Annotated in this window: 13 protein-coding genes; 4 read left to right on the forward strand and 9 right to left on the reverse strand. The window is 62.9% G+C overall.

Annotated elements, in window-relative coordinates; translation table 11 throughout:
* The first annotated feature begins 188 nt into the window (after positions 1-188).
* Positions 189-824 carry a DUF1062 domain-containing protein gene (locus AC5J09_RS10695; protein ID WP_494297594.1) on the forward strand — a complete coding sequence of 212 codons (636 nt, stop codon included), beginning with the start codon at positions 189-191 and terminating at the stop codon, positions 822-824.
* A 269-nt stretch (positions 825-1,093) separates the two neighbouring features.
* On the opposite strand, the gene AC5J09_RS10700 is transcribed toward AC5J09_RS10695, so the two are convergent.
* From AC5J09_RS10700 to AC5J09_RS10725, 6 genes are all read right to left on the reverse strand, one after another.
* On the reverse strand, positions 1,094-2,179 hold the full coding sequence (locus AC5J09_RS10700; protein ID WP_324764468.1) for an ABC transporter ATP-binding protein: 1,086 nt from the start codon (positions 2,177-2,179) through the stop codon (positions 1,094-1,096).
* A gap of 12 nt (positions 2,180-2,191) precedes the next feature.
* Positions 2,192-4,114 carry a glycoside hydrolase family 127 protein gene (locus AC5J09_RS10705; RefSeq protein ID WP_494297595.1) on the reverse strand — a complete coding sequence of 641 codons (1,923 nt, stop codon included), beginning with the start codon at positions 4,112-4,114 and terminating at the stop codon, positions 2,192-2,194.
* A gap of 19 nt (positions 4,115-4,133) precedes the next feature.
* Complete coding sequence (locus tag AC5J09_RS10710) at positions 4,134-4,997, reverse strand: carbohydrate ABC transporter permease (RefSeq protein WP_275599522.1); 864 nt, start codon at positions 4,995-4,997, stop codon at positions 4,134-4,136.
* Positions 4,994-5,911: a carbohydrate ABC transporter permease gene (locus tag AC5J09_RS10715; RefSeq protein WP_494297596.1), complete on the reverse strand. Its 918-nt coding sequence runs from the start codon at positions 5,909-5,911 to the stop codon at positions 4,994-4,996. Before AC5J09_RS10715 ends, AC5J09_RS10710 begins: the two co-directional genes overlap by 4 nt.
* Before the next feature lie 90 nt (positions 5,912-6,001).
* Positions 6,002-7,237, reverse strand: a complete 1,236-nt coding sequence (locus AC5J09_RS10720; protein WP_018096084.1) for an ABC transporter substrate-binding protein — start codon at positions 7,235-7,237, stop codon at positions 6,002-6,004.
* 51 nt (positions 7,238-7,288) lie between these two features.
* On the reverse strand, positions 7,289-8,248 hold the full coding sequence (locus AC5J09_RS10725) for a LacI family DNA-binding transcriptional regulator (protein ID WP_494297676.1): 960 nt from the start codon (positions 8,246-8,248) through the stop codon (positions 7,289-7,291).
* A 391-nt stretch (positions 8,249-8,639) separates the two neighbouring features.
* Between AC5J09_RS10725 and AC5J09_RS10730 the strand changes: the two genes are divergently transcribed.
* Both AC5J09_RS10730 and AC5J09_RS10735 read left to right on the forward strand, forming a co-directional pair.
* Complete coding sequence (locus AC5J09_RS10730) at positions 8,640-9,731, forward strand: helix-turn-helix transcriptional regulator (RefSeq protein ID WP_494297597.1); 1,092 nt, start codon at positions 8,640-8,642, stop codon at positions 9,729-9,731.
* 81 nt (positions 9,732-9,812) lie between these two features.
* Positions 9,813-10,640 (forward strand): alpha/beta fold hydrolase, encoded by an 828-nt coding sequence (locus AC5J09_RS10735; protein WP_494297598.1) that lies wholly within the window; start codon positions 9,813-9,815, stop codon positions 10,638-10,640.
* A gap of 81 nt (positions 10,641-10,721) precedes the next feature.
* On the opposite strand, the gene AC5J09_RS10740 is transcribed toward AC5J09_RS10735, so the two are convergent.
* The 3 genes from AC5J09_RS10740 to AC5J09_RS10750 all read right to left on the reverse strand — a co-directional run bounded on the left by AC5J09_RS10740 (position 10,722) and on the right by AC5J09_RS10750 (position 14,542).
* Positions 10,722-11,963 carry a saccharopine dehydrogenase family protein gene (locus tag AC5J09_RS10740; protein ID WP_100671101.1) on the reverse strand — a complete coding sequence of 414 codons (1,242 nt, stop codon included), beginning with the start codon at positions 11,961-11,963 and terminating at the stop codon, positions 10,722-10,724.
* A 43-nt stretch (positions 11,964-12,006) separates the two neighbouring features.
* A complete protein-coding gene (gene nspC / locus AC5J09_RS10745) occupies positions 12,007-13,104 on the reverse strand; it encodes a carboxynorspermidine decarboxylase (RefSeq protein WP_494297599.1) in 1,098 nt (365 codons plus the stop codon).
* 121 nt (positions 13,105-13,225) lie between these two features.
* Positions 13,226-14,542: a 3-hydroxyacyl-CoA dehydrogenase family protein gene (locus AC5J09_RS10750; RefSeq protein WP_494297600.1), complete on the reverse strand. Its 1,317-nt coding sequence runs from the start codon at positions 14,540-14,542 to the stop codon at positions 13,226-13,228.
* 90 nt (positions 14,543-14,632) lie between these two features.
* On the opposite strand from AC5J09_RS10750, the gene paaG reads away from it, so the two are divergent.
* Entirely contained in the window at positions 14,633-15,424 is a 792-nt protein-coding gene (gene paaG / locus AC5J09_RS10755) for a 2-(1,2-epoxy-1,2-dihydrophenyl)acetyl-CoA isomerase PaaG (protein WP_440852496.1), read from the forward strand.
* The last annotated feature ends 2 nt before the right edge of the window (positions 15,425-15,426 follow it).

Raw genomic sequence — 15,426 nt, forward strand, 5'->3', positions numbered from 1 at the left:
GACGAGAGTCGGTGGGGTATGAATGTGTTCATCGGGTGGTGGCATGAGACCGGTCTGGCATCGTTTAAATGTGCCAAGTGCAGCCCCGCTGTCTCAGCTCTTCACCCCCCGAACGCCGCCATGCCGTGCCCTAAGGGCTTTCTCACGCTCCCATCTTGGTGGACTTCCGAAAGGAAGGCCAAGACGGTATGTGCAATACACTTCAGGTCCGTTGGACCATCATTCCCCTAATCCCCCCTCAGCCTTGGGTAGCATGCAGCGGATGCGGCGGCGTTAGAGCCTTCGAAAGCAGCAACAAGATCAGGCTTAATGCCAATGGTCGGAAGCTTGATGCATGGCTTATCTACAAATGCTCGACGTGCGACAGGACCTGGAACCGCCCAATATTCGAACGCCGAAATGTTCGCGACATCCGTCCCGCTGTCCTCGACGCACTACAGTCCAACGATCCCTCTTGGATTCAAGCGGAGACTTTCAATCTCGAAGCACTCAGGCGGAAGTCGCAAAGGATCGATGAGTTTTCCGAATTCGAGGTTCAAAAGGAGCTGCTGCACGAGGTTGCTGATTGGGAGCACTTGGAGATCGAGCTTTCAGTTCCATTCCCGAGCAGTACGCGCCTCGATCGCTTACTTGCCTTGGAGCTAAGAATCTCGCGCTCTCAGTTGAGCGCACTCCATCGGAGCGCTTTGCTTCGGACGACACCTGATCGCACCGATCTCTTACGACGGCGAATCAGGAACGGTATTCGGGTAACCTTGGATCTTTCAGGCATGGCCGACAGGGATCTGGTGTGGAAGCCGGCTGCTATTGAAAATACTTCGTAGAAGGAGCCCCCCAAGGGCGGGAACTTCAGGCCCCCTTGCGGTGCTTTCCGATGGAAGACACTCCGGCTGCACTTAATCAGCGCGGTCTGCCGAAACTCGTCGTCGGTGACCAGGATCGGTACGCCTTTCGCGTCTCAGGGCATCCGCCTCGGGGTTGTTGACATTGATCGGCACGCCGGCCCTCCATGTGGATCGCTTCTTTAAATGTAGCCCCCTGCATCTGCATAACCAAGCACGGCCATGCGGCAGTTGAGCGGGGCGCCGGCTCGCTACCGCAAGCGCCGCCCGTCTTCGGCAAAGAACCGCCTTCGGTCCTCCGGTACGGCGAAAGAAAGTCTTTCCCCTGCCTGCCAGTTCGGACCCTCGCGCTGTTCGACGACGAGGCTCTGGCCGTCTTCGAGCTGGCAGTAGAGGTAGCGCGTTCCACCGAGATATTCCGAGAACTCGACCTGGGCAGTGATCCGTTCCGGTCCCGGCTCCGCCACGGCGATATGTTCGGGCCTTATGCCGAAAAGCAGGCGCTCGCCGTGCCTCAGGCTGCCGCCGTCGATCGCTGCCTCGAGTGTGGTCTCGCCCACCCGGATCGTCCCGTCCCCCTGCCATTCCGCATCGAGAAAATTCATCCGTGGCGAACCGATGAAGCCTGCCACGAACATGTTGGCCGGATCCTCGTAAACGTCGCGGGGGCTGCCGGCCTGCTCGATCCGGCCGTCCCTAAGCACGACGATCTGATCGGCCAGCGTCATCGCTTCCGTCTGATCGTGTGTGACATAGACCATCGTGTTGCCGAGCTCGCGGTGCAGGCGGGCAATCTCGATGCGCATCGAGACGCGCAGTTCCGCATCGAGGTTGGAAAGCGGCTCATCGAACAGGAAGACGTCGGGCTTGCGCACGATCGCCCGGCCGATCGCCACGCGCTGGCGCTGGCCTCCGGAAAGCTGCCCGGGTCTTCGGTCGAGCAGATGGTCGATCTTGAGAATGGCCGAGACCTGTGCGACGCGGCGCTCGATTTCGGCCGAATCCGTTCGCGCCATCTTGAGCCCGAAGCCGAGATTGTCGCTGACGCTCATATGCGGGTAGAGCGCGTAGGACTGGAAGACCATGGCGATGCCGCGCTCGGAGGGGTCGAGGTCTGTCACGTCCCTGCCCTTGATTGCGATCTCCCCCTCGGTCACCTCTTCGAGCCCCGCGATCATTCGCAGCAGGGTCGATTTTCCGCAGCCCGACGGGCCGACGAAGACGACGAAATCGCCTTCCTCGATCGTCAGGTCGATGCCATGGATAACCTCCAGGCCGCCATAACTCTTGCGTATGTCGCTGAGCACGACGCTCTTGTTGCTGATGCCGTTCGCCATCCTGGAGGTCGCCTACTTTTCCGACTGGACCCAGACGAGCATCTCTCCCGGCGCCCGGTTGTCCCAGAGATGATAGGGCACGAAGCGCGCTTTGTGCGGGCGGCGCTCAGGCCTCGTCTGTCGGTAAAGCGCCTTTCCCCAGTCCTCCGTCTCCTCGCGCTCGACGGAAATGTCGATGGCAATCGCACCGTTCAGATCATCGAGCACGACCGTTTCGGCAGCCGGCAGTTCACGGGGAAGCACAATTGCGTTCAGATCCTCGCCATTGTCCGTGGCTTCGACGCAATAGACCAGCGGGCCGCGCATCAGCGCCACGCGGCCGACATCCTGCCGGACCTTCGGATTGGCATATTGCGGCCGAAGCGCCAGCGGCAGATAAAGCGCCACCCGGTCGCCGTCCGACCATTCGCGTTCGATGCGGGCATAGCCGCCGGTCAAATGAGCCGAGAGATCGAGCATCCTACCGTTGACGCTTAACGTCGCGCCGACCGCCCATTCCGGTATGCGCAAGGACAGCGCGAACTTCGCCGGCCTGGCGAGCCTCGTCGTGAAGGCGATCGCCCCCTCCCAGGGGTAGCTGGTCTCCTGCCTGAGCTCGACCTCTGCGCCGTTCGCGAGTTTCAGCCGCGCCGTACTTTCTCCGTAGAGATGGACTGCGATCTCGTCCTCCGCGACCGCATACATAAAGGAACCGATCGAGGTCACGAGCCGCGCGATATTGGGCGGGCAGCAGGGGCAATGATGCCACTTCCATCGGTGGTGCCCGCCAGTGCTTTCGAGCGGGTTGTCGTAGAAGAAGGTCTTGCCGTCGATCGAAAGACCCGGCAAGGCGCCGTTGTAAAGCGCCTGCTCCATGACGTCGGCATAGCGGCGGTTCGGGCCGCGGCCGAGCATGCGGCTCGCCCAGAAGACAAGGCCGACGGAGGCACAGGTCTCGGCATAGGCCGTGTCGTTGGGCAGGTCGTAATAGCAGGTGAAACCCTCGTTCGAGGCTGCCGGACCGATGCCGCCGGTAATGTACATCTGCTTCGTGGTGAGGTCGTCCCACAACGTTTCCAAGGCCGCCGTCAGGCTGTCGTCCCTGTATTCGGTCGCGATGTCGGCCATGCCGGAATAGAGATACATCGCGCGCACGGCGTGGCCGACGACCTTTTTCTGCTCGCGCACCGGCTGATGCGCCTGACCGTATTCATAGGTCTTCTGGATGAAACTCTCCGGATCGCGGCCATCCCTTTTGGCCTCTTCGGTGAAGAAATGCGGCTCCGTGCCGCGCTCGTCGATGAAGAACTTCGAAAGGTCGAGATACTTCTTTTCGCCCGTCACGCGCGCAAGCTTGACGAGCGCGAGCTCGATCTCCTCATGGCCGCAATAACCCGGAATCTGCCCTTCGCCGTGCCCGAAGACCGTAATCATATAGTCCGCAAAGCGGCACATGATGTCGAGAAGCTTGCGCTTGCCGGTCGCCTGGTAATAGGCGACGGCAGCCTCGATCAGATGGCCGGCGCAATAGAGCTCGTGGTGGTCGCGCAGGTTGGTCCAGCGCCTGTCGGGCTGCACGCGCTGGAACCAGGCATTGAGATATCCGTCCCGGTCCTGCAGCTTCTCGTACATGTCGATGATCCGGTCGGCACGCGCCTCGAGTTCCGGATTGGGGCGGCGGTAGAGCGAATAGGCGATCGTCTCGATCGACTTGCCCAGGTCGGAGTCCCAGAACATCTGGGTGGTACCGCCCCAGGGTTGGATGGGGATGACGATACCGGGGCTTGGCTCACTGACGTCGATCGCCTTGATCATGCCAGCCTCGACGCAGCGGTCGAGCAGGGTTTCGGCGGTGGATTGGCAGACGGCATCCTGCCATTTGCCCCAGAATCCGCCGAGTTCGACATCGGGAACGGCAACGGGGCGGAACTGGCGGTCTTTCACGGTCTTTGTCATGAGGTTTCTTTCTCTCGGATCATTTCACCGCGCCGGCCATCAGCCCGCGCATGTAATAGCGTTGCAGAAGAAGGAAGACGAACAGGCAGGGAACGACCATCACCGCGACGCCGGCCTGCACCGCGCCCCAGTTGATCGCGCCGAGACGGCCGGCGCGCACGGCGGTCATCAGAACGGGAAGCGTGTAATTGTCGTTGCTGGACAGAAGGACGAGCGCGGCGAAGAATTCGTTCCAGGCATTGAGGAAGGCGAAGATCGACACGGTCGCAATTCCGGGCATGACCAGCGGCAGCAACACCCGCACGAGCAGTTTCAGATCGCGGGCGCCGTCGATGCGCGCCGCCTCCTCGATTTCCTTCGGCACGGCATCGAAGGCGTTGCGCATCATGAAGACGGAGAAGGGAAGCTGCAGCGTCACATAGACGAGCATCAGCCCGATGAGCGAATTGTTGAGCCCGAGCCGCGCCAGGATGATGAAGAGCGGCGTCAGGATCGACTGGAACGGGATCATCAGCGTCGCGATGATCAGCACGAAGAGCGCGTTCTTGAAGGGAAAGCGGTAGCGGGAGAAGCCGTAGCCGGCGAGCACGCTGACGGCGACCGTCAGAGCGACCGTTCCGATCGACACGAGGAGCGAATTGAACATGTGCTGCCAGATGCCGGCACCGAAGCTGTCGAGCGCCCGGTAGGCGTCGAAACTCAGCCCCGAGATCGGCCATGGCGGCAGCGGCGGCCTGCCGGACTCGCTGTTCGGCCGGAAGGAGGCAAGAAAGGAAACGGCAAAGGGCGCCAGGAAGAAGAAGGCCGTGCCGATGCCGATGCCGTGATAGACGATCCTGTCCCGGAGTGCCTTGCGGGCGCGGATTTCGCGGCGCGTCCTCATGGGCGTTCGTCCCCCACCTTGAGCAGCCAGAGCTGGACGACGCTGAGCGTCACCAGGATCAGGAGGAGCGCGATCGACAGTGCCGCGCCGTAGCCGAGATTGAAGGACACGAAGGACTGGTTGAAGATATAGTAGACGACGGAGATCATCTTGTTCTGCGGGCCGCCGCTGGTCATGATGTAGAACTGGTCGAAGGCGAGGATCGAGCCGGTGACCGAAAGGATGAGCGCCAGCGCCATGGTCCGGCGCATCAGGGGCAGCGTCAGGTGGCGGAAGCGTTGCCAGCGGCCGGCGCCGTCGATGCGCGCGGCCTCGGTCAGTTCGGCCGGGATGCCCTGCAGCCCCGTCAGCAGGATGATCATGGTGAAGCCGGCGATCTTCCAGACCACCATGACGATGATGGTCAGAAACGCGGTATCGAACTTGGCGAGCAGGTTGATCCGTCCGGAGGTGAGGCCCAGCATATCGAAGAGTGGCGCGAAAAGCCCGCTGTCGACATTGGCGAGCCACACCCAGAGCAGCGAGGCGGATGCGAGCCCCACCACGACAGGCAGAAAGACGATGGTCCGGTAGAGCGAGACCAACGGCCTTTGTTTCTCCACGAAAATCGCCAGCGGAAAGGCGACCGCGAAAATCGCTATCGTGACGATCAGAGTATAGTGAGCGGTGAAACCGAGCGCGTTGAAGAACCGCGCATCGGTGAACATCCGCGTATAGTTGCGCAGGCCGATCCAGGCCGGCTCGCCGAGCAGCGGCCATTTGTGCAGGCTCATCCACAGGGTGAACAGCACGGGCAGCACGAAGAAGAGCGTGACGAGCGCCATCGCCGGCGCGATATAGATGAGCCCGCGCCAGCCGGGTTGCCGCTTCGGGCGGCGTCGGTGCCTGGCGGATGTGAGCGCTGACGTCGTCATGTATGCACTTTCGAGAGTTTCGGGGCACTGGTGGCGGAGGGGGTTATCCCCACCCGCCATCCGCGAAGCGGCAGTTTCCTCGTGTCCGCCTTACTGCCCGGCGTCGATGATCGACTGCATCTCGTCTTGTGCGTTCGAGAACGCCCCGTCGACGTCGTCGCCATAGATCGCAGCATTGGTGAAGGTCGCCCACGGCCCGTTGGCGCTGTTGATCAGGTCGTTGAATTGCAGCGTATAAGGCGTCTGGGCAACGGCGATCGCCTCCATCCCGACCTTGAGGCGCGGGTCGAGGCCTTCGAGCACCTCATTGGCGATGTCGCCGCGGGTGGGCAGGCTGCCGAATTTCGCCATGATCTTCTGGCCTTCCGGCGAATAGGTATATTCGAGGAATTCCTTCACCTCTTCGAGCTTCGGCGTGCCCTTGGTGACGACGAAGTTGTCGCCGCCGGCGAAGGAGGACGGCTTGCCGTCGACGCCCGGGATCAGCGTCACGCCGAAATCGATCTCCGGATGCTGCGTCACCAGCGTGCCTATGGCGAAGGCGCCGAGGCTCTGCTGGCCGATCTTGCCATTGGTGAAGCTGAGGAAATTCACGCCGTTGTCGCTCGCGGCGCCCGCGGGAACGAGATCCTTCTCGACCATGTTGCGGTAGATGTCCACGGCCTTGCGCATTTGCGGCGTGTCGAGCGTCGCGGTCTTGCCGTCGGCTGAAAGGATATCGGCGCCCGCGCCCCAGGTCAGCGGCGTGAAGGTGAAGATCATGCAGCCGCCGCAGCCGCCCCCGGAGAAATAGAAGCCGTAGGTGTCGCCACCGAGCGCGCGGATTTTCTCGGCATTGGCGGTGATCTCCTCCCAGGTCTCCGGTGCCTTTTCGGGGTCGAGGCCGGCCTTTTTGTAGAGGTCCTTGTTCCAGGCGAAGATCGAGGTCTCGACCGTGAGCGGCAGGCCGTAGATCTTGTCCTCATAGGTGCCAAGCTTCACATGCGAGGGCGAGAGCGAATTGAAGTAGGGCAGCGCCTTCGCCCAGTCGGTGAGGTCTTCCAGCTGACCGGCGGCAGCGAATGCCGGTGTGTAGATCAGGTCGAGCGAAAGCGCGTCCGGCGCCTGGCCGCCGGCGATCGCAGTAGCATATTTCTGCACGAGCTCGGCAAAGGGCACCTCCGTGAGCTCCACCTTGTGCTCGTGACCTGCATTGTAAGCCTTGACGACTTCCTTGAACGAGTCGCCGATACCCGAGCGGACCCACATGCTGATCGTCTCGGCCGATGCGACCGAGATCATGCTGGCCGATATGAGGGCCGTCGCTGCCATCAGTTTCGTGAACATTTCGCATTCCTCCCAAATGCGGGGCCACTCCGGGTGACCCCATCTCCTCAATCAGATCTGTCTTCCCCCGCCTCCGCAGGAGTCCCGTACGACAAGCCGGCAGGGCAGCTTGCGCAGGCCGGGCTCGATCGTCCGCCCCTCTGCAAGTGCAAGCACCATCAGCCCGGCCTCCCGCCCAAGCTCCTTCAGGTTCATGTCGACGGTCGTCAGCGGCGGCCGCGTCTGAGCCGCCATGATCTCCCAATTGTCGAAGCCGATGACGGAGACATCCTCCGGCACCTTGACGCCGCGCTCGCGCAGCGCATCGACCACGCCGCGGGCGATTTGGTCGTTGCCGCAGAAGACGCCATCGGGCCTCTCACCGCCCGCATCCCAGATGCGGCCGATCGCCTCGTGACCCCAGGCCTCCGACCAGACCCCATGCAGGACCGGCGCCCCACCGCCGGCGACGGCCCGAAATGCCTCGGCGCGCTCGACCGCGGAGGTAAATTCCAGCGGGCCTGTGATGTGCAACAGCCGCTTGCGGCCCATCTTCTTCAGCCGTTCTGCCGCCAGTCTTGCGCCATGACCGTCATCGGAGGTCAGCGTCACGCTGCCGGGCTCGCCCTTGGTGAAAGCATAGACGACCGGCACCGGCAGGCCGGCGAGATCGACCGGGAGAGACCTGTCGACCCGCTTGCCTGTCGCGATGATGCCGTCCACCTGCTTGTCCAGCATGGCGTCGACATGGATTTTCCCGAGCGCCGGGTCGTCCTCGATTGCGCAGAGGAAGACCGAAACCCCATGATCCACCAGCGCCTCGGAAATGCCGGCCATTACCGGAAGGGTGAAGCGGCCATAGGTATCGTTGGTCAGAAGGCCGACTGTAAAGCTGCGGTTGCTGAGCAGGCCGCGCGCCAGTGCGTTCGGACGAAAGCCGATTTCCGCCGCGAGATTCTTGATACGCTCGCGCGTTCCGGCGGCCATGCGGCCGTTGTCGTTGAGGGCCTTGGACACGGTCGAAACGCTCACGCCGGCAACCCTTGCCAGATCGTGAATCGTGACCCGATGTCCCTTGCCGCGCTGCGAACTCAGCTTCGCCTCCCTGATATAACTCAAGGTGAGAAAACCTTTTCTCAGCGAGCCCGTCAAGATGAGAAAAGGTTTTCTCACGAAAAAGTATGATTTTTCCCGTTCCGCGTTAGCGATCGGCTGGCTCATCCCGCGGCACGAGCGAGGCCGGCCTTCGCGGGACGATACGCTCCCCCGAGAGCGCCGCAGACGAGCGGCCGAGACGCTCACCCCGCGGGGTGATGCCAGTTCGAGGTTGATCGCCTATAGTAAGAGCCTGGGCTGCTCAGGAACTGCAGGCGGGGGACCTGCAGTCCGGAGCAGGTCTGCCCACTATGCAGGAGGGGCCGCCATGAGCATCGAAGCTGCAGTCGAGAGCAGGCTTGCCGACCGGATCTATTCCGCATTGCTTCACGAGACGACGTGGCAAAGTTTTCTCGACGGCTTGGCCGCTACGCTTCCGGACGGCCGATCGACCTTGTTCTATCACGACGTCGACAGTGGGGCTGGGGCATGGGAGCTTACATCGGGTCTGCCGGCCGACGTCGTCTCGGACTACGCCAGCCACTATGCGAAGCTCAATCCGTGGATGCCCGCAGCCTCTCGGCGGAAGATCGGGATCGGTGTCGTCGCCGAGCAGATGCTGCCACGCGAGCAATTCGTGAAAACACCCTTCTACAACGACTTCTTTCGACCGATGGTCGGGGAAAGCGCGGTCGGCGTGACGCTCGCCAGAGAGCGCGGACAGTCAATGCTGCTGTCGATTACCACCTCGAGAGCCGATCCCGAGAAGAACCGGGACGTGGCCGATCTCCTGACGCGGTTGGCGCTGCATCTGCGGCGGGCCTTCCGGTACGCCAACCGGCGGAGCGCCGTCGCGTCCGAAATTGGCCGTTCCGTATGTCAGAAGAGTGAGCTGGGCGTCGTCGTCGTCGACGAAGGCGCTCGCGCGATCAATTTCGGCGCCCAGGGCCAGGCGATGGTCGAAGCGGGACGGGTCCTGAGGCTGACCCCCGGGGGAAAACTGCATATCCGGGACAGCGATGCTGACGCGGCGCTCCATGGGATGCTCCGCCGCGGCTTCGACGGAGACACGGCCACGACCTTCGTCCTCGGTTCGACGAGGCTCACGCTCATTCGCACGTGCAAGGACTGCGAGTCTGCCTATTTCGAAGGCCCTTCCGTGATCGTGCTGATCGAATCCCAAGCAAAGGAGCCGCCCCTGGATCTCAGGGGATTTGCAAGCGCGAATGGTCTGACGGCCGCGGAGTTGCGGGCAATGCAGGGTCTGATCTCGGGGCAGAACGCGGCGCGGATCGCCGATGCCGCCGGCATCTCGCGGGAGACGGTCAGGACCCAGGTGAAGAGCCTCTACGGCAAGCTAGGCGTCAGAAGCCAGATGGAGCTTCTTCGAATAAGCGGGCTGCTGCGAATGGAAAACTGACAATCGCTGGCGGGGGAAACGATGGCGACAATAGAGAGCCCGACCCAGTCGGGTCGTGGGAAGCGCTGGGGAACGAAAATCATGTACTCTTTGATTGCGGGCGCTGCCTCGCTTGGCACGGCGATGGCGGAGCCGAGATGGGAGATGCTGCCGGAAACGCCGGACCTTCCCGCAGCAGGGCGCGAGGGAGAGGCGCCGGTGAACGGCATCAAGATCTGGCATGCGGTCTACGGCAGCGGCGAGCCCGTCATCATGCTCCACGGCGGACTCGGCAATTCGAACTATTGGGGAAACCAGATTTCCACGCTCGCCGGCTCCTATCAGGTCATCGTCATGGACAGCCGCGGCCATGGCCGCAGCACCCGGGATGAACGACCCTTGAGCTATGACCTCATGGCAACCGATGTGGTGGCGCTGATGGATTTCCTCGGCCTGCAGAAAGCCGCCATCGTCGGCTGGAGCGACGGTGCGATCATCGGACTGAAGCTCGCGATAGACCATGCGGAACGCATAAGCAGGGTGTTCGCTTTCGCAGCGAACAGCAAGCCGTCAGGCCTCTACCCACTGGACCAAAACGTGTTGTTCAAAGCCTATCTCGACAGGGCGCGCGAAGAATATGTGAAACTGTCTCCCACACCCGGCGCCTACGGCGACTTCCGTGAGCAGATGGACCTGATGTGGGAATCGCAACCGAACCTCACCGCAGAGGCTCTCGGCAGCATCGCCGTTCCCGTTTGGGTCGTGGATGGTGACCATGAGGAGGTCGTCAGGCGAGAAGACACGCTGTTCATCGCGGACAGCATTCCCGCAGCGGGTTTATTGATCCAGCCGGAAGTCAGCCATTTTTCGCTGCTTCAGGATCCGGAGCAATTTGCCGATCACATCCTGCATTTCCTGGGCCGGGAATGAGGGGGCGTCGCGGCGATTGCAGCCCGGCCGTCATATGACGGTCGGGCTGCAATCGGACTCCCGTTCGGGCCCCGGCGTCTTTCAGGAAAAGCTGAGTGCCCGATCCCCCTGCTCGTCCCTGATGCGCGTCGGCAGGCCGATGCGGTTCAGGATGTCGAGGAAGGGCCGGGGCGGCAGTTCTTCGACATTTGCCATCTGCTTCACATCCCACTCGCCGCTGGCGATCAGCATCGCGGCGGCCACCGGCGGAACGCCGGCCGTATAGGAGATACCCTGCGAGCCCACTTCCTCATAGGCTTGCCTGTGGTCGGCGACGTTGTAGATGAACACCTCGTGTTCCCTGCCGTCCTTGAGGCCCTTCACGAAATCGCCGATGCAGGTCTTGCCCTCGTAGCCGGGCGCGAGCGACGCCGGGTCCGGCAGGACTGCCTTGACCACCTTCAGCGGCACCACCTCGAGGCCCTCGGCCGTCTTGACCGGCTGCTCTGAAAGGAGGCCCAGGTTCTTCAGAACCGTGAAGACGTTGATGTAATGGTCGCCGAAGCCCATCCAGAAGCGCACGTCGGCCCCGTCCATGTTCTTCGACAGCGAGTGAACCTCATCATGGCCGGTCATATAAGCCTTGCGCTTGCCGACGACGGGCAGGTCGAACTCCTTGCCGACCTCGAACATCCGGTTCGTCTGCCAGGCGCCCTTTTGCCAGGAATAGACGACGCCGGTAAATTCCCGGAAGTTGATCTCCGGATCGAAATTGGTGGCGAAATATTTGCCGTGGTTACCGGCATTGATATCGACGATGTCAACATCCGTGATCTTGTCGAAATATTCGTCCTTGGCGAGGCGCGCATAGGCATTGACCACGCCCGGGTCGAAGCCGACGCCGAGAATGGCGGTGATGCCCTTTTCCCTGCATTCGGCGGCGCGCTTCCATTCATAGTTCCCGTACCACGGCGGCGTCTCGCAGATCTTGTTCGGCTCTTCGTGGATCGCCGTGTCCATATAGGCCACACCCGTGTCCATGCATGCGCGCAGCACCGACATGTTGACGAAGGCGGAGCCGACATTGATCACGATCTGAGAGCCGGTGCTCACGATGAGCGCCTTCGTCGCCTCGACGTCGAGCGCGTCGAGCGCATGCGCCTCGAGCTTCACCTCGGTCTTCAGGCTGTTCTTTTCGCGTACGGAGTCGATGATCTTGCGGCACTTGTCGACCGTGCGTGAGGCAACATGAATATCTCCCAATACATCGCTGTTCTGGGCGCATTTGTGCGCCACGACCTGTGCCACGCCACCGGCGCCGATGATGAGAACGTTCTTTTTCATTTCGGGGGATATCTCCTTCTACCCGTCTTGCTTGCGCGAAGCCTCAGGAGAGGCTCTGCTCGTAGTCCGCGTAGGTGAATTCGCGGACGGTCCTGACGCTTCCGTCAAGTTCCCTGATGGCGATCGCCGGCATCTTCACGCCGTTGAACCAGTTCTTCTTGACCATGGTGTAGCCGGCGGCGTCCTGAAACGAGATGCGGTCGCCGACCTTCAGCTCTTCGGCGAAGCGGAACTCGCCGAAGACGTCGCCGGCGAGGCAGGACTTGCCGCAGATCATGTAGCTATGCGGCCCCTCGTTCGGCGAAACCTTGGCCGCCTCGCGATAGATCAGCAGGTCAAGCATGTGCGCCTCGATCGAACTGTCGACGATGGCGAGATTCTTGCCGTTATAGAGCGTGTCGAGCACCGTCACTTCGAGCGTCGTGCTCTTGGTAATCGACGCTTCGCCCGGCTCCAGATAGACCTGAACGCCGTAACGGTCGGAAAATGCCCTGAGGCGCGCCGAAAAGGCCTCGACGGGATAGTCGTCCCCGGTGAAGTGAATGCCGCCGCCGAGGCTTACCCAATCGACGCGGGCGATGAGCGAGCCGAACCTTTCCTCGATCCGCGCGAGCATCCGGTCGAAGAGACCGAAATCCTTGTTCTCGCAATTGTTGTGGATCATGAAGCCGTTGATCCGGTCCATGACGCGCTCGACCTTCGCCACGTCCCACTCGCCGAGCCGGCTGAAGGGACGCGCCGGATCGGCCAGGTCGAAGCTCGAGGAACTGACCTGAGGGTTGAGCCGCAGTCCGCGCGCGATGCCCGCCGCCTGGTCGGCAAAACGCTTCAATTGCGAGATCGAGTTGAAGATGATCTTGTCGGCGTGAGAGACCACTTCGTCGATCTCGTTGTCGCCATAGGCGACACTATAGGCATGGGTTTCCTTGCCGAACCGCTCGCGGCCGAGCCTCACCTCGAAGAGCGAGGAAGACGTGGTGCCGTCCATGTGGTCGCGCATGAGGTCGAAAACCGACCAGGTGGCGAAGCACTTCAGCGCCAGCAAAGCCTTGGCGCCGGATTTCTCGCGCACATGGGCGATCCTTTCCATGTTGCGAGTAAGCTTGGCTTTGTCGATGAGGTAGTATGGGGTCTCGATCAAGGCAGGACCTGCTGTTCTTAAATCCGAAACGGTCCTCCTAGGAAAACGTGGCCGTTTGCGCAACCCGGCTCGGCCGGCCGAGACAAAATGCCCGCCCCGTGGCCCTTGCGGGGCGCGCCCGTCAAAGGAAGCTGCCTCGCGCGGCAGCCTGGAGCAGCGGGTCGCAAGGGGGATCGGCGAATTCGCCCTCCGCAAGCGCACTCAGCGCCTCCGCGACCTTGTGAAGGCCGTGCGCCTGGGCATGATGCATCAGCCCGCCCCGCCAGCGCGGAAAGCCGTAGCCATGGATCTCCACGAGATCGATATCGGAGGCCCTCAGAGCCGTTCCGTCTTCGAGAATCCGCGTAGCCTCGTTGACCATCGGCCAAAGGATGCAGTCGGCGATGGAGGCCTCGTCCCAAGCTCTTCGGGGCCGGCCCCGAGCCTCCTCCGCGATGATGCGGGCGACCGTCGCGGAGGGCCGTGGCGTGCGGTCGCCGGGCGCGTAGTCGTACCAGCCGCCGCCGCTCTTCTGGCCGAAGCGACCGATCTCCGAAAGGCGTTCGGCGACCGGCGCAAAAGTCCTCTCGCCGCGGGCGCGGGCGGCACGGCGCTGGAAGGCGGCGATGTCGAGCCCGCCGAGGTCCTGCGCCTCGAACGGCCCCATCGGCAGCCCGAAGGCGTGCATGGCGGCATCGACGGCGGCAGGTGTCGCGCCGCCGAGAAGCAGCCGCTCGGCCTGGGCCCGCATCACCTTGAGAATCCGATTGCCGATGAAACCGTCCGAGATACCCGCGCGCACGGGGATTTTGTTCAGCATCCGCGCCAGCGCGAAAGCGGTCGCCAGCACCTCGGGCGCCGTCGCTTGCGTGGGCACGATTTCAAGAAGCTTCATCACCTGCGCGGGGCTGAAGAAATGCAGCCCGAGAAACCGCTCCGGGCTCCCGATGTCCGAGGCGATCCGTTCGGGATCGAGATAGGACGTGTTCGTCGCAAGAATGGCGTCAGCGCGACAGTCGGCGGCGAGCTTTCGAAAGACATCGCGCTTCACGTCCAGATCCTCGAAGACCGCCTCGATGATCAGGTCCGCCTCCGCCAGCGCCGTATAATGCGTCGTACCGGTAGCGGTTGCCAGGCGCTCGGCCGCAAGCCTCACGGAGATGCGCCCGCGCTTCACCGCGCCGTCGAAGATTGCGCGCAGCCTGGCAAGCGCCCGTTTTACCGCGGCCTCGTCGCGCTCGACCAGGACGAGCGGAAGTCCGGCGTTGAGCAGGGCCGCGGCGATGCCGGTTCCCATAGTGCCGCCGCCGATCACCGCCGCCGAACGGATCGGGTGCGGCTCGATGCCGGCTAGCGCCGGCGGACGGCGTGCGGCGCGCTCGGCATGAAAAACGTGGCGCAGCGGGTTGCCGGTGGCGACGACGGCGACCCCGTCTCTATGCACGATGCTGAGGGGCACGATGCTCGTCCTCCGTGCGTCATGATTGACCGGCGGGTCGGTCCATGCAAGGCTTTTATGGGGCGGGACCAGAGGGTGCAGGGAGGAAACATGTCCGATTCCGACACCGTGCTGTCGGCGCTTGAAGCCGGCGTCCTGCGCCTGACGCTCAACCGGCCCGACAAGCTCAATGCCTTCAACGAGGAAATGCATCTCGCACTGCGCGCCGGCTTCGAGCGCGCCGGATCGGACGACGATGTGCGTGCCGTGATGCTGACGGGAGCGGGACGCGGCTTTTCCGCGGGGCAGGATCTCGGCGACCGCGATCCCCGCAAGGGCGGCACGCCGGACCTCGGCCACACGATCGAGACCTTCTACAATCCGCTCCTGAAGCTGATCCGAAGCCTGGAAAAGCCCGTCGTCTGCGCCGTCAACGGGGTTGCCGCCGGGGCCGGCGCCAACATCGCCTTCGCCTGCGACATCACGCTTGCGGCCCGCTCCGCCCGCTTCATCCAGGCCTTCGCGAAAATAGGACTGGTGCCCGATTCCGGCGGAACCTGGAGCCTGCCGCGGCTCGTCGGCGAAGCGCGAGCCAAGGCGCTGGCGATGACGGCCGAACCGCTGGACGCAGAGACGGCGGCGAGCTGGGGCCTGATCTGGCGCGCCGTCGACGACGCGGCGCTGATGGACGAGGCCTCCGCACTTGCCGTGCGGCTCGCTGCCGGGCCGACCAGGGGGCTCGGTCTGACCAAGCGCGCGATCCACGCCGCCGCCACCCATTCCTTCGACGAACAACTCGACCTCGAACGCGACCTGCAGCGCGAAGCCGGCCGCAGCGCCGACTATGCAGAGGGCGTGGCAGCCTTCCTGGAGAAGCGCAACCCGGAATTCAGGGGTCGCTGACC

The organism is Sinorhizobium sp., assembly GCF_059070375.1.

Coding starts and splice junctions, on each gene's coding strand:
- AC5J09_RS10730 (WP_494297597.1), top strand. CDS start 8,640: ATGAGCATCGAAGCTGCAGTCGAGAGCAGGCTTGCCGACCGGATCTAT.
- paaG (WP_440852496.1), top strand. CDS start 14,633: ATGTCCGATTCCGACACCGTGCTGTCGGCGCTTGAAGCCGGCGTCCTG.
- AC5J09_RS10735 (WP_494297598.1), top strand. CDS start 9,813: ATGTACTCTTTGATTGCGGGCGCTGCCTCGCTTGGCACGGCGATGGCG.
- AC5J09_RS10715 (WP_494297596.1), bottom strand. CDS start 5,911: ATGACGACGTCAGCGCTCACATCCGCCAGGCACCGACGCCGCCCGAAG.
- AC5J09_RS10695 (WP_494297594.1), top strand. CDS start 189: ATGTGCAATACACTTCAGGTCCGTTGGACCATCATTCCCCTAATCCCC.
- AC5J09_RS10700 (WP_324764468.1), bottom strand. CDS start 2,179: ATGGCGAACGGCATCAGCAACAAGAGCGTCGTGCTCAGCGACATACGC.
- AC5J09_RS10720 (WP_018096084.1), bottom strand. CDS start 7,237: ATGTTCACGAAACTGATGGCAGCGACGGCCCTCATATCGGCCAGCATG.
- AC5J09_RS10705 (WP_494297595.1), bottom strand. CDS start 4,114: ATGACAAAGACCGTGAAAGACCGCCAGTTCCGCCCCGTTGCCGTTCCC.
- AC5J09_RS10740 (WP_100671101.1), bottom strand. CDS start 11,963: ATGAAAAAGAACGTTCTCATCATCGGCGCCGGTGGCGTGGCACAGGTC.
- AC5J09_RS10710 (WP_275599522.1), bottom strand. CDS start 4,997: ATGAGGACGCGCCGCGAAATCCGCGCCCGCAAGGCACTCCGGGACAGG.